This window comes from Rudaea cellulosilytica DSM 22992, assembly GCF_000378125.1.
GTDB classification, from domain to species: domain Bacteria; phylum Pseudomonadota; class Gammaproteobacteria; order Xanthomonadales; family Rhodanobacteraceae; genus Rudaea; species Rudaea cellulosilytica.
On record NZ_KB899241.1, the window covers coordinates 993676 to 1006191 of the forward strand.

The 12516-nt window shown below is 63.9% G+C and carries 10 protein-coding genes and 1 other RNA gene; 4 read left to right on the plus strand and 7 right to left on the minus strand.

The features are described 5' to 3' along the window. Positions 1 to 19 precede the first annotated feature (19 nt). The 3 genes from F455_RS0104495 to F455_RS0104505 all read right to left on the minus strand — a co-directional run bounded on the left by F455_RS0104495 (position 20) and on the right by F455_RS0104505 (position 3305). Positions 20 to 937, minus strand: a complete 918-nt coding sequence (locus tag F455_RS0104495; RefSeq protein WP_018972078.1) for a recombination-associated protein RdgC — start codon at positions 935 to 937, stop codon at positions 20 to 22. Positions 938 to 1004: 67 nt separating this feature from the next. Then, entirely contained in the window at positions 1005 to 1877 is an 873-nt protein-coding gene (ttcA, locus tag F455_RS0104500) for a tRNA 2-thiocytidine(32) synthetase TtcA (protein WP_018972079.1), read from the minus strand. 51 nt (positions 1878 to 1928) lie between these two features. Further along, complete coding sequence (locus F455_RS0104505) at positions 1929 to 3305, minus strand: leucyl aminopeptidase family protein (RefSeq protein ID WP_018972080.1); 1377 nt, start codon at positions 3303 to 3305, stop codon at positions 1929 to 1931. 135 nt (positions 3306 to 3440) lie between these two features. On the opposite strand from F455_RS0104505, the gene F455_RS0104510 reads away from it, so the two are divergent. After that, complete coding sequence (locus F455_RS0104510; RefSeq protein ID WP_018972081.1) at positions 3441 to 3644, plus strand: YdcH family protein; 204 nt, start codon at positions 3441 to 3443, stop codon at positions 3642 to 3644. 41 nt (positions 3645 to 3685) lie between these two features. Here the strand turns inward: F455_RS0104510 and plsB are convergent, their stop codons facing one another. From plsB to F455_RS0104530, 4 genes are all read right to left on the minus strand, one after another. Further along, a complete protein-coding gene (gene plsB, locus F455_RS19760) occupies positions 3686 to 6220 on the minus strand; it encodes a glycerol-3-phosphate 1-O-acyltransferase PlsB (RefSeq protein ID WP_018972082.1) in 2535 nt (844 codons plus the stop codon). Positions 6221 to 6380: 160 nt separating this feature from the next. Next, the gene (locus F455_RS0104520; RefSeq protein WP_018972083.1) at positions 6381 to 7328 is read right to left on the minus strand and encodes a hypothetical protein; all 948 of its coding nucleotides are present in this window, start codon (positions 7326 to 7328) and stop codon (positions 6381 to 6383) included. Positions 7329 to 7822: 494 nt separating this feature from the next. Then, on the minus strand, positions 7823 to 9805 hold the full coding sequence (locus F455_RS0104525) for a UvrD-helicase domain-containing protein (protein ID WP_018972084.1): 1983 nt from the start codon (positions 9803 to 9805) through the stop codon (positions 7823 to 7825). Positions 9806 to 9916: 111 nt separating this feature from the next. Beyond that, positions 9917 to 10759 (minus strand): NAD-dependent protein deacetylase, encoded by an 843-nt coding sequence (locus F455_RS0104530; RefSeq protein ID WP_157578441.1) that lies wholly within the window; start codon positions 10757 to 10759, stop codon positions 9917 to 9919. 169 nt (positions 10760 to 10928) lie between these two features. On the opposite strand from F455_RS0104530, the gene F455_RS0104535 reads away from it, so the two are divergent. From F455_RS0104535 to F455_RS22395, 3 genes are all read left to right on the plus strand, one after another. Next, positions 10929 to 11549 carry a thymidine kinase gene (locus F455_RS0104535; protein WP_018972086.1) on the plus strand — a complete coding sequence of 207 codons (621 nt, stop codon included), beginning with the start codon at positions 10929 to 10931 and terminating at the stop codon, positions 11547 to 11549. Between the two features lie 99 nt (positions 11550 to 11648). Beyond that, positions 11649 to 12374, plus strand: a complete 726-nt coding sequence (locus tag F455_RS0104540; RefSeq protein WP_018972087.1) for a response regulator transcription factor — start codon at positions 11649 to 11651, stop codon at positions 12372 to 12374. 59 nt (positions 12375 to 12433) lie between these two features. Then, a non-coding RNA gene (locus F455_RS22395) (sX9 sRNA) lies at positions 12434 to 12510 on the plus strand. Positions 12511 to 12516: the final 6 nt, after the last annotated feature.

The following is a 12516-nucleotide window of genomic DNA, read 5'->3' on the forward strand; positions in this document are numbered from 1 at the left end:
GTCGCGTAACCGGGTTGTTCTATTTTTTGTCGGATGGTCGGGGTAACCCGAACCATTCCTCAAATTTTGCAAAAAGCCGTCTCAATTCCAGAGACATCAACGCAAACACTGCGTCGAGTTCGGCGGCGGTGCTCTCCTTGTCGCCCTCGCCGAGTTCATCCTGCACCACGTCGAGAAAGCGCAACTTGCGCACCACGAGGTCCTCGCCCAGCGAGAAATTCAACCGATCCTCGAACGTCAGCCCCAACGTAAACACTTGCTTCCCACTCTTCAGATGCTCCCGCACCTCGTCCGTTTCAAGCTCCTGACGCCGGCAGCGGACGATCGCGCCGGACTCGACCGGATCGCGCAGTTCGCATTCGTCGCCCAACACCAAACCCGCCGGCAATTTGCCGTGCGCGAGCCAGTCCGTCATGAGCACGCGCGGCGATTCCTCGGCCGCCATCGGCACGGCCGGAAAGCTGCCGAGTGCCTCGCGCACTTGCGTGACGGCTTCTTCGGCGGCTTTCTTGCTCGCGGTATCGACGACGAACCAGCCGTCCTGGCTATCCAGATAAGCATTCCGCTTTGACAAGCGTATGAAAGCGCGTGGAAGCAGGTCGGTCAACACCTCTTCCTTGAGTCGTTTGCGCTCGCGACCACCAGGCTTTCTTCCCGTTTTTTCGGCGATTGTCTGCAAACGAGTAGTTAATTCGTCGTTAATTACCGAAGATGGAAGAAGTTTGTCTTCCGCGCCGATGGTCAAAAGGGTGAATTCTCCGGTCCGGTGCGTCAAGACGTCCTCGTTGCGACCGAACGGCGAGATGAATCCGCGTGTAGCCAGCTCGACCGGGCCGCATGGGCGCAACTTCTTCTCGGCGAGATCGCCGTCGAGCGATTTGAGCGATTTGGCCACGGCGGGCGAGAAGCGGAACAGGGTCAGGTTGCGAAACCACATGGCGATTTTCCAGACAGAAGAAATGCGCGGGCCGCGACGCCCGCGCAGAAAGAGGGAATCGGTGAAATCAGGAACCGGACGCGTCGATGCCGTCGCCGAGCAGCCAGTCGGTCATGCTCGGTGGCGGATTCGGCGAGCGCGCGCCGAGTGCGGCGAAGTCGAACAGCTCGCGATCGGCGAGCTGCGAAGGCGCGATCGAGGTCATCGCACGGAACACGTTCTCGGTGCGACCCGGCGTCTTGCGTTCCCACTCGTGCAGCATTGCCTTGATCGCCTTGCGTTGCAGCGTCTCCTGCGAGCCGCAGAGATTGCACGGCATGATCGGAAACGCCTTCTGCTCGGCGTACTCGGCGATATCGACTTCCTTGCAGTAGGCGAGCGGGCGGATCAACACGTGCTTGCCATCGTCCGACAGCAGCTTCGGCGGCATCGATTTCAGGCGCGAGTGGTAGAACATGTTGAGGAACAGCGTCTCGACCATGTCGTCGCGATGGTGGCCGAGCGCGATCTTGGTGAAGCCCGCGCGCTCGGCGTGCGTGTACAGCGCGCCGCGACGCAGGCGCGAGCATAGGCCGCACATGGTCTTGCCTTGCGGAATCACGCGCTGGACGACGCTGTAGGTGTCCTGTTCGAGGATCTCGAACGGCTGCTCGACGCTGCGCAGGTAATTCGGCAAGACCTCGGGATCGTAACCCGGCTGCTTCTGATCGAGATGCACGGCGACGAGCTCGAAACGCACGGGCGCCTTGGCCTGCAGCTGGCGCAGCACGTCGAGCAGCGTGTACGAATCCTTGCCGCCGGACAGGCAGACCATGACCCGGTCGCCGTCCTCGATCATGTTGTAGTCGGCGATCGCCTGGCCGACTTGGCGGCGCAGGCGTTTGGCCAGCTTGTTGGCGTCGATGCGCTGCGCGGGCAGCGCGAGGGATAAGGCGGACATGGGAAATTCAAAACCGGAACAGGCCGCTATTGTAAGGCCTGCGGCCTGGCTTCACCCGCGATAGCGCTGCGCGAGCAGTGCGAAGATCGCGCGCAGGCCGAGCGCCTCGCCGCCCGCGGGCCGGCCCGGCTTGTCGGCGTCGTTCCAAGCGTAGGTGTCCAGATGCAGCCACGGAATCGTCTGCGGCACGAAGCGCTCGAGATAGAGCGCGGCGGTGATTGCGCCGGCATGCTTGGACGGGCCGGCGTTGGCCAGATCGGCCACGCGCGAATCGAGCATCGCCCGGTACGGCGCCCACAGCGGCATGTGCCAGAGCGGATCCTGCTCGCGACGACCCGCGGCGACCGCAGCCTGCGCGAGATCCTCGCGGTTGCCGAATAGCGCCGGCAGATCGGGGCCGAGCGCGACACGCGCGGCGCCGGTCAGCGTCGCGAAATCGACGATCAGATCCGGTTTCGACTCGCTCGCGTAGGTCAGCGCGTCGCAAAGCACGAGGCGGCCTTCGGCATCGGTGTTGTCGATCTCGACGGTCAGCCCGGCACGCGTGCGGATCACCTCGCCGGGACGATAGGCGTTGCCGGCGACTGCGTTCTCGACCGCCGGAATCAACAAGGTCAGGCGCAGCGGCAGCTTCGCGCGCAGGATCAGGTCGGCCAGCGCGATCGCATGCGCGGCGCCGCCCATGTCCTTCTTCATCCAGCGCATGCCGTCGGCGGATTTGAGATCAAGACCACCCGTATCGAAGCAGACCCCTTTGCCGACGACGACCACATGCGGGTGCCTAGCCTCGCCCGCGCGCAACTCGGCCAGGCGCGGCGCGCGGTGACTCGCGCGGCCGACGGCGTGGATCGTCGGGAAATTGTCGCGCAGCAGATCATCGCCCACCCACTCGCGGAATTCGACGCCGTGCGCGGCGGCCAGCGATTTCACATCGGCAGCGAGTTCCGCCGGCCCCATGTCCTCGGTCGGCGTGTTGACCAGGTCGCGCACGCGCGATGACGCGGCGAGCCGCGCTTCGACCGCACGCAGGACGGCGCCGTCGACGGCGAGCTTCGCCGGCACGCGCGCCGGGCTGCGGTAGCGCGTGAACTGATACGCGCCGAGGCCCCAGCCCAACGCCGCACGCTCGGCATCGAGCGCTATTCCGCCGTCGTCGAGCCGGTAGCTGCCCACGGGCAGGCGCAACGGCAGGCCGGCCAGTGCGTAGAGATCGTCAACCGCGGCGATGCCGGCGAGGACGCGCCGGGCGTTGCCTTGGGCATCGGGCAACAGGCAGAACGTGCCGGGCGATGCGTCGAAGCCGTTCGCCGCAATCCAATTGGTCGCGCTCTTGCCGAGCTTGGCGGCAGTGGCGCGCAGCGTCGCTTTCGTCACCGCAATCAGCGGAATCGCCTTGGCGGCGCGGCGCGTTTCGATCAGGGCGTGCATGGCGGCTCGAGCTCGCGGGGAAAGACTGCGAGATTACATCCTCGCGCCGGCGCACGCACCGCACGAGCCCGCCGCGGTCATCCGTGGGCGACGAACCGCGCTAAACTAGAATCGCCTCGTGCAAGGACGTTTTCCGTGCCGCTCGATCCTTCCGAAATCACCCGTCAGCTCGTCGAACTGCGTGTCGAGCACCGCGATCTCGATGCGGCGATCGCCGCACTGGCCGCGAGCGCGCACGGCGACGAACTGCGCCTCAAGCGCATGAAAGTGCGCAAGCTGCGCTTGAAGGACATGATCGCGTATCTGGAATCGAAGCTTATTCCCGATCTCGATGCTTAACTTCGCCCTGAAGGCGACGCTGCCGTGTACGGCAGCACCCTTCAATTCGACGTTTTTTCCTCTTCGTTCGGCGAAGACAGCGCATTGCGCCGCTCCGGCGTCAACTTGAGGATGCCGTGGCGGATCTCGCGGCTCAGGATGAGCTTGGCGTCGCGCACGATGCTTTCCAGGTCGGCATGAAATTCGAGCTTGCCGTCGGCGCCGGGCCAGATCACGCGGCGTTCGCGCAGTTTGGCGATGAAGCCTCGAAACAGCGCCTTGTCGAAGAACTCCGGCGCATTCAGCTGCTGCAGCAACGACAGGCGCTGCGCGGTCAACGTGCAAAGATTTTCCAGCTCGGTCGCGGTCAGCGTGTTCGGCCCGTTGCGCACGAGCGCGGCGATCGCGATGTAGTAGCGTTCGATCGTCTGCAGCAAGCTCTGCGCGATCACGCGCAACTGGAACGAGCCGTCGCTCTGCCCCGGTTCGCGCTGCAGCGTTTCCCTTGACTCATCCGCCTTGAGCAGGCCGCGCGTGACGAAGAAGTCGATCGTCTCATCGAGGCGCGAAGCGAATGCGTCCTCGCTCCACGGCAGGAACAGTTCCGCCTGCACGAACGGATAGACGACGCGGCCGAGGCGCAGGATCTGCTCACGCTTCATGCCGCGATTGTTGAGGAAGCAGCAGGCGATCCACGCCGCCGTCGCGACGACGTGCAACACGTTGTTGCGGAAATAGGAAAGCAACACCGCCGCCTTGCCCTCGCTCGCGAGCACGTCGCCGAGCGGGTGCGTAATGCGGGTGATCGCCGCCATCTTCTCGCCGTAGGCGATGATTTCGGCGGCGGAAAGACTCGTGATCGTGAGTCGCTCGGAATACGGCAACGCGGTGATCAGATCACGGGTCAGGTCGATCTGCGCGAGCAGATCGGCCTCCGCCATCGCATGCTTCGGCGTTGCCAGCAAAACGAGCGCGATCAGATTGATCGGATTGACGTCGACCGCGCGATTGATGTCGACGGCGATGCGCTCGGCGAGTGCGTCGACTGCTGGCTTGAGCCAGGCCGGCTTCGCGTCGGGATCGGCCGTCGCCGCACGCCAATCGGCATCGACGCTGTCGAGCAACGGCGCGAGGAAGATCGGCTCACCGAAGTTGACCGCGACCTGGCCGTAGTTCTCGCGCAGCTTGCCAAGCGCGCGCAGCAACTGAAACCACGACTCCTTTTCCTTCGGTTTGCCCGACAGCTCGCCGATATAAGAGTCGCCTTCCATGATGCGCTCGTAACCGATGTAGACCGGCTGGAACACCACCGGCCGCTGCGACTCGCGCAAGAAGCTGCGCAGCGTCATCGACAGCAGGCCTCCACGCGGCGTCAACGTGCGACCGGTACGCGAGCGCCCGCCCTCGACGAAGTATTCGATCGACACGCCGCGCGCGAACAACTGGCTCATGTATTCGCGGAACACGGTCGAGTACAGCGGATCGCTGAAACTGCGGCGCATGAAGAACGCACCGCCGCGGCGCAGGAACGAACCGAGGAGCGGCAGGTTGAGGTTCACACCGCCGGCAATGTGCGGCGGCGCGATGCCGTTGCGGTAGAGCAGGTAGGACAGCAACAGGTAGTCGATGTGGCTGCGATGGCACGGCACGTAGATGACTTCGTGGCCTGGCGCGATCGCGCGCAGCTTGTCGAAGTGGTGCATGCGCACGCCGGAATAAATCTTGTCCCATAACCCGGTCAACAAACTGGAGGCCGAACGCACGACCGGATGCGACTGGTCGGCGGCGATCTCCCAGGCCATCGCGCGCGCCTTGGCCGTCGCGGCGTCCTTGTCGACATTTTCCTTGCTTGCCGCAGTCGCGATCGCCGCCTGCACGGGCGCAGCGTTGATCACCGCATCGATCAGCGTGCGCCGGTGCGAGAGGTCGGGACCGATGACAACTGCGCGCTGGCGCTGGAAGTGCACGCGCAGCACGCGCGACACCTTGCGCAGCGTGTTCGGCGCGTCGCGCTCGCCCGCGATCACCGCGCGCAGCGATACGGGCGCGGCGAAATGCGCGATCGTGCTGCGCCCGTTGAGCAGCAGCGCAAGCAGGCGGCGGAAGCGGCCAACCACGTTCCAGTTTTCCGAGAACAGCACGCGGAACCAGCCCGACTCGCGGTCGGGCGCGCGGCCGACGAAGATCGCCACCGGCACCAGTTGCACGTCGATGTCGGGATGCGCGCGCACCGCTTCGAGCAGCTGGGCGAGCGTCTGCGAATGCGTCTTCGAACGCGGTTTCTGGAACCACCAGCCGTCGCGCCGCGACAGCGCGAACATCGCACGCTGCTTGGACAGGCCGGCGATGTCGAACGGTCGCAGCGGTTCGGGCAAGCCCGCCTCGCGGCAGGCCTGCTCCAAGATCAAAGTATCGGACAGACCGTAGCGCTCGATCACGTAGCAGACCGGCACCGCAGGATCGAGGCTGGCGCGCGGATCGGCCGGATCGCGATGAATCTTGAGCCACGGCTCAGCCAGCGCGCCGAGCGCGCGCAACCACCACGGCGCCTGCGGTCTGGCGGTGACCGGCGGAAACGAACCGGATTGATCGTTCATGTCGGGAATTGTACGCAAGCGCGCGCGAAACGGCTGTTATGGCGCACTACGCCGCAGGATCGGCGCGGACGGCGCAACCGGCCGCGTAGCGGCAAAGGGCAGGATGCCCGAAGTCAATGATGACGGCGCCCGCAAGCGCCGTCATTCGCCGCAAGCGAGCTTACTTGTTCGCCGGCGCCGGCGCGGCTTCGGGCTTGGACTGCGGATTCGCCGCGGCCGCGGCCTCGGCCGCCTGCTCCTTCTGCCACTTTTCTATCGCCTGCTTGCCGTACCACTTGCCGTCGACCTTGACCAGTTCGCTCTCGGTCGTGAACGGCTGGCCGAACGCGGAATAGGCGACCTTGACCTTGGCCGCATCGCCTGTCGTGCTGACCGTTTCGGTCTTGACCGAGTCGAGCCACTCGTCGATCTTGAGGCCGTAGGAGCCGGCCACTTGCTTGACCCCGGCCAACGCGATTCCGGCCTTGACCATGCCCTGGTCGTAGTTGAGCGCGCGCACTTCGTCGAGTGATTTGAAATTGAGGTCGCGCGCGGTCTTGCACACCGCGGCGATCGCGGCCTTGGCCAGCGCCGGATCGGTGAACTTCACGCCCTGCGCCCATTTCGCCGCGGCATCAACCAGTGCGGAAGACTGCTTCTTCTGCTCTTCGGTCAGGTCCTGGTTCTGCTGGATCGCGCTCTGCAGGAAGCCCTGGCCCATCGCGATCATCATCGGAATCTGCGCAGCCTGCGCCTCGAGTTTCTTCAACTGCGGCTCGGCTTCGGCGAACAGCTTGTCCTCCGCGCCCGGTGCCGTCAGCTTGGCCATCTGGTCGGCGAACTTCTTGCGATCCTCGTCGGTGATCGGGTCTTCGGTCATCTTCTTCGCCCAGTCGCCCTTGATCTTGGCGACTTCGCCGGCCGGCAGCGCGGCGGTGAGGAAGGCGTTGATATCGTTGCCGCGCAGTGCGCGCACCGAAGCTAGCACGGCCGCATCCGGCGTCACCGTCGGAACCGCTGCAGGCGCCGGGGTCGCGGGCGCGGTGGCAGTTTCTTCTTTCTTGCCGCAAGCAGCGACGGCAGCGGCGAGCGCAAGCAGCAGCGCAGTGCGTTTCAAGATGACGGACATGGGGTTCCCCAGAGTGAGTGGAAAAGTGCGGCGACTGTAGTGAGCCGCATCGCGCTTGGCAAGAAATACCCTAATGGGTAAGTTGGAAAAAAGGGGATTTTGTTGAGAAGTGCGGCCAAGGATGGCCGCTTTTGATTTTTGCATCCAAGGACGAATGCACAGGTAACCCGAAGCGCTGCCAACGACGGTCGCTTTGATTTCGCGATCAGGAACGACCGTAAAAAAACAGACCCGCAAAAAAATCGGACGACTCAGGGTCGTCCGGCAGAGTGCTGGCCGTTCGCCAGCGGGAACCGTTTCTTGTTGTTTGCGGTGTTCCTACGGCAATCGGGGCGTTGTATGAGGCTCGTTGTCTGGTAATCGCCGTATGCTTTGAGCACGGTTAAACGCTCATGGCAGAATATACTTAAATGACATAGCTAATGCAATACCTTAGCTTATATATGCTAAGTCATTGAATTTAGAGTTTGTTCAGCTTCAGAATGTCTTCTGAATCAGTCGGCGAGCAGGCTCGCTAGCCGCGCGATATGTGAGGAGGCGAGTTCTTTTTTCGCCTCGGCGTCGGCCGCTTCGTCCAAACCGTCGCGATGCAGGTCGCCTGCCGGCAGTTCGGCGAGAAATCGGCTCGGTTCATTGCGCACGATCTCGCCGTAGCGACGCGAGCGCGCCGCATAGGACAGACACAGGCTTTCGCGCGCGCGCGTGATGCCGACGTACATCAGGCGCCGTTCTTCCTCGGTACGGCCTTCGTCGATGCCGGCCTCGTGCGGCAGCTTGCCTTCCTCGACGCCGACGATGTTGACGAAGCGAAACTCCAGTCCCTTGGCCGAATGCAGGGTCATCAAGCGCACCGCATTGCCCGCGTCCTCGCGATCGGCGTACGTGAGCAGCGCGAGCTGCGCGGCGAGATCGCCGACGCGTGAGTCCCCTTTCTGCATGGCGCGGAACCAATCGCCGAGTTCGCGCAGGTTCTCGACGCGCCGGCCGCGCACGGCCTGGTCGCGCGTTTCGGCTTCGAGATGCTCCAGATAACGCGTACGCCGGATCACCTCATCGACAAGATCCGCCGCGGACAAGGTGTGCGCCGCGGTTTCGAGCTCGTGCGTCAGCGCGGCGAAACCGGCCAACGCCGACGCCGAGCGCGCCGCGAGCTGCTTGAGCACGCTGTCGCTGTTGGTCGCGCGCAGCATCGAGGAATGCCGCGCCTGTGCGAGTTCGCCGAGTTTTTCCAGCGTCGTCGCGCCGATGTCGCGACGCGGGATGTTGGCAATGCGCACGAACGCCGCATCGTCGTCCGGATTGACGATCAGGCGCAGGTAAGCGAGCACATCCTTGACTTCGGCGCGGTCGAGGAACGCCGTACCCCCGGTCAGGTGATACGGCACCTGCGCGAGGCGCAGTGCCTTTTCCAGCGCGCGCGATTGATGATTGCCGCGATATAAGATCGCGAATTCGCTCCACGCCGCCTTGTGCTTCTGCGCCAGATGGGCGATGCCGGAAGCGACACGCTCAGCCTCGTGCTCGTCGTCGCGGCATTCGAGCACGCGGATCGGCGCGCCCTCGGCATGCTCGCTCCACAAACTTTTCTCGTGCACGTGCGGGTTGTGCCGGATCAGCGCGTTCGCCGCGCGCAGGATGCGCTTGGTGCAACGGTAGTTCTGTTCGAGCTTGATCACGCGCAGCTTCGGGTAGTCGCGGCCGAGCTGGTCGAGATTGTCCGCATTCGCGCCGCGCCAGCCGTAGATCGACTGATCATCGTCGCCGACGCAGGTCAGCGCACCGCGCTCGCCGGCAAGCGCTTTCAGCAGGCGATATTGCGCCGTATTCGTGTCCTGGTATTCATCGACAAGCAGGTAGCGAATGCGTTCCTGCCAGGCACTGCGCACATTCTCGTCGCTTTCGAGCAGACTCAGCGGCAGGCGGATCAGGTCGTCGAAATCGACCGCGTTGAATGCAGCAAGACGGCGTTGGTAGTTCACGTACAAGGTCGCGGCCTCGTGCTCGCGCGCGCTGCGCGCGCGTTCGAGCGCGGCTTCGGGCGCGAGGCCCTCGTTCTTCGCCGCCGAGACGAGATTGCGCAGTGCGAACAATTGGTCGGGCTTGGTCGCCGCGGGCAGCAACTCCTTGATGATCGCGCCGGCGTCGTCCGCGTCGAGCACGGAAAATCCGCGCTTGAGGCCGAGCTTGGCGTGCTCGATCTGCAGGAACTTCAGGCCGAGCGCATGGAACGTGCTGATCGTGAGTTGCTCGGCCGCCTCGCCCTTGATCAGTTTCGCCGCACGCTCGCGCATCTCGCGCGCGGCCTTGTTGGTGAACGTGATTGCGGCGATCTTCGCCGGCGCGAGATTTTTTCTCGCGACCAGATAGGCGATCTTCTCGGTGATCACGCGCGTCTTGCCCGAGCCTGCGCCGGCAAGCACGAGCAAAGGCCCGTCGCCGTACTCGATCGCGGCGCGTTGTTGGGGATTCAAGCTCATCAGGCCGTCAATTGTGCCGGGATATTCCCGTTTGCGGCAGCTTGACAGCTGGCCTTGTGCGCTCGTCCAAGATCGCGAAAGTCAAAAAATGGTCATCCTTGACCGCGCTCTTTAAATTAACAACAGAACTTCCGCGCAGTCGCCTTCGACTTTCAACGCGAACAAATCGTCAGCGCGCGTGCGTCCCCGATTGATCGCGGCGATCGGTTTGCCGCTTCGCGCCGCCTCTCGCGCAAAGCGGAAGCCCGAATAAACCATTAGCGACGAGCCGACCACGAGCATCGCATCGCTGGCCGCGAGATGCGCCCAAGCCTTCTCGACGCGCTCGCGCGGCACGTTCTCACCGAAGAACACGACATCGGGCTTGAGCATGCCGCCGCAAGCCGTGCAGGCGGGCACGTCGAAGCTCGTGAAGTCCATGCCGTCGAGATCGGCGTCGCCGTCGGGCGCGGCGAGCGCGTCAAGTTCACGCCATGCCGGATTGCGCGCTTCGAGTTCGCGCTGGAATGCCTCGCGCGGAATCCGGCGCTCGCACTGTAGGCAACGCACTTCGTCAAGCCGGCCATGCAGATCGATGACCGCGCGGCTGCCGGCGCTTTGGTGCAGGCCGTCGACGTTCTGCGTCACCAGCGCCTCGATGCGGCCGTCGTTTTCGAGGCGGGCGAGCGCGGCGTGTGCCTGGTTCGGCCGCGCGCTGCCGAAACGCCGCCAACCGATCAGGCTGCGCGCCCAGTAGCGCGCTCGTGTCGCCGCATCGGCGACGAAGGCCTGATAGGTCACCGGCGGCCGCCGCTTCCAGCCGCCGTCGAGGTCGCGGTAGTCGGGAATGCCCGAGGCGGTGCTGATGCCTGCGCCGGTGAGCACGAACAGACGCGGATACGCGCGCACAAAGTCCGCCAGCGCCGTACCCGGCGCTGTCATCGGATCGGGTATTGCTGCCGTGCCGTCGAACATGAACATCATCCTAGCGCGCCGCTGGGAGGCTGTGCGGCGCATCGCCAAGATGGGTCGTTGCAACGGGTTTCGCAAGCCAGGACTCGCCCGATTGCAACGCCATCCGCGACGAATGGTTCTTCTCGCCGCCGACTCGGATTAGGATGCACCCTGCTGTTTTGGAGCGCCCATGGCCAAACTTTACTTCTATTATTCGGCGATGAACGCCGGCAAGACGACAACCTTGTTGCAAAGCGCGCACAACTATCACGAGCGCGGCATGCGCACGCTGATCTTCACGCCGAAGCTCGACAATCGCTACGGAGATGGGGTCGTCGCCTCGCGCATTGGGCTCAAGGCCGACGGCTGGATCTTTGCGCGCAACGACGATCTTCTACACATGACCCAGGACGACATCGCCGCCCATGGACCGTTGCATTGCGTACTCGTCGACGAAGCGCAATTCCTGTCGAAGGCGCAGGTGTGGCAACTGACCGAAATCGTCGACCGGCTGAAAATTCCGGTGTTGAGTTACGGCCTGCGCACGGATTTTCGCGGCGAGTTGTTCGAAGGCAGCCAGTACCTGCTCGCCTGGGCCGACAACCTGGTCGAAATCAAGACGATCTGCCACACCGGCAAGAAGGCGACGATGGTCGTGCGCGTGGACGAGCACGGCCACGCGGTCATCGACGGCCCGCAGGTCGAGATCGGCGGCAACGACCGCTACGTTTCGGTCAGCCGCAGCGAGTTCAAGAAGGTCATGGCCGGCGAAGGCCGCATCGAAACCAAGCAGGGGACGCTGCTTTTGTGATCGGCTTTTCTGCGCTCTTCCCTGATTACGAGAATCAAGAAGCGGCCCTGGCCGCACTGCTTAAAGTGTTCTCTTCCTGCTTTTTTAGAGGGGCTTAAGATGGGACAGCGGAAACTCGTCGCCGAAGAGTCGGGAAAAGGCACCCGTTTGCGCATCCTGTTGATCGAGGACCAACGCGACATCGCGGCGAATATCTGGGATTTCCTGGAGTTGCGCGGCTTCGTCATGGATCATGCCGCCGACGGCGTGAACGGCCTGCGCATGGCGCTCGAAGGCGGCTACGACGCGATCATCCTCGACCTTGGCCTGCCCAAGCTCGACGGCATCGATCTGTGCCGCGCGCTGCGTCGCGCCAACCGCGACACGCCCGTGCTGATGCTGACCGCGCGCGACACCTTGCAGGACAAGCTCACCGGCTTCGCCGAGGGTGCCGACGACTACGTAGTGAAGCCGTTCGCGATGAAGGAACTCGAAGCGCGCATCCGCGCGCTGCACCGGCGCGGACGCATGCAGCACGGCGATCGTCTCCATGTCGCCGACCTCATGCTCGATCCGCTCGACTACACGGTGGAACGCGCGGGCGAGCGGCTGACACTCACGCGCGCCGGCCTCGTCCTGCTCGAAACGCTGATGCGCAAATCGCCCAATCTCGTGCGCCACAACGATCTCGCGCACGCGCTCTGGGGAGATGGCGCCGGCGACATCGCCACCTTGCACACGCACCTGTCGGTGCTGCGCGCGGCGATCGACCGGCCGTTCAAGACTCACCTGTTGCACACCGTGCACGGCTTCGGATATCGCATCGCCGAGCAGGCGGACGCTTGAACCTGTCCTCAAAACTACTGCGCTCGATAATTTGCGCGCCGGCGGTGCTCGGAATCCTCATGTACTTCTACGTACACTCCGGTTCCTGCGCTCCGGCGACGCGCAAATTCTCTTCGCTCGCTACGTTTTGAGAACAGGTTTC

Excerpts from the sequence above, each read along its gene's own strand:
- F455_RS0104495 (WP_018972078.1), bottom strand. The coding sequence starts at position 937 with ATGTGGTTTCGCAACCTGACCCTGTTCCGCTTCTCGCCCGCCGTGGCC.
- ttcA (WP_018972079.1), bottom strand. The coding sequence starts at position 1,877 with ATGTCCGCCTTATCCCTCGCGCTGCCCGCGCAGCGCATCGACGCCAAC.
- F455_RS0104505 (WP_018972080.1), bottom strand. The coding sequence starts at position 3,305 with ATGCACGCCCTGATCGAAACGCGCCGCGCCGCCAAGGCGATTCCGCTG.
- plsB (WP_018972082.1), bottom strand. The coding sequence starts at position 6,220 with ATGAACGATCAATCCGGTTCGTTTCCGCCGGTCACCGCCAGACCGCAG.
- F455_RS0104520 (WP_018972083.1), bottom strand. The coding sequence starts at position 7,328 with ATGTCCGTCATCTTGAAACGCACTGCGCTGCTGCTTGCGCTCGCCGCT.
- F455_RS0104525 (WP_018972084.1), bottom strand. The coding sequence starts at position 9,805 with ATGAGCTTGAATCCCCAACAACGCGCCGCGATCGAGTACGGCGACGGG.
- F455_RS0104530 (WP_157578441.1), bottom strand. The coding sequence starts at position 10,759 with ATGTTCGACGGCACGGCAGCAATACCCGATCCGATGACAGCGCCGGGT.
- F455_RS0104535 (WP_018972086.1), top strand. The coding sequence starts at position 10,929 with ATGGCCAAACTTTACTTCTATTATTCGGCGATGAACGCCGGCAAGACG.
- F455_RS0104540 (WP_018972087.1), top strand. The coding sequence starts at position 11,649 with ATGGGACAGCGGAAACTCGTCGCCGAAGAGTCGGGAAAAGGCACCCGT.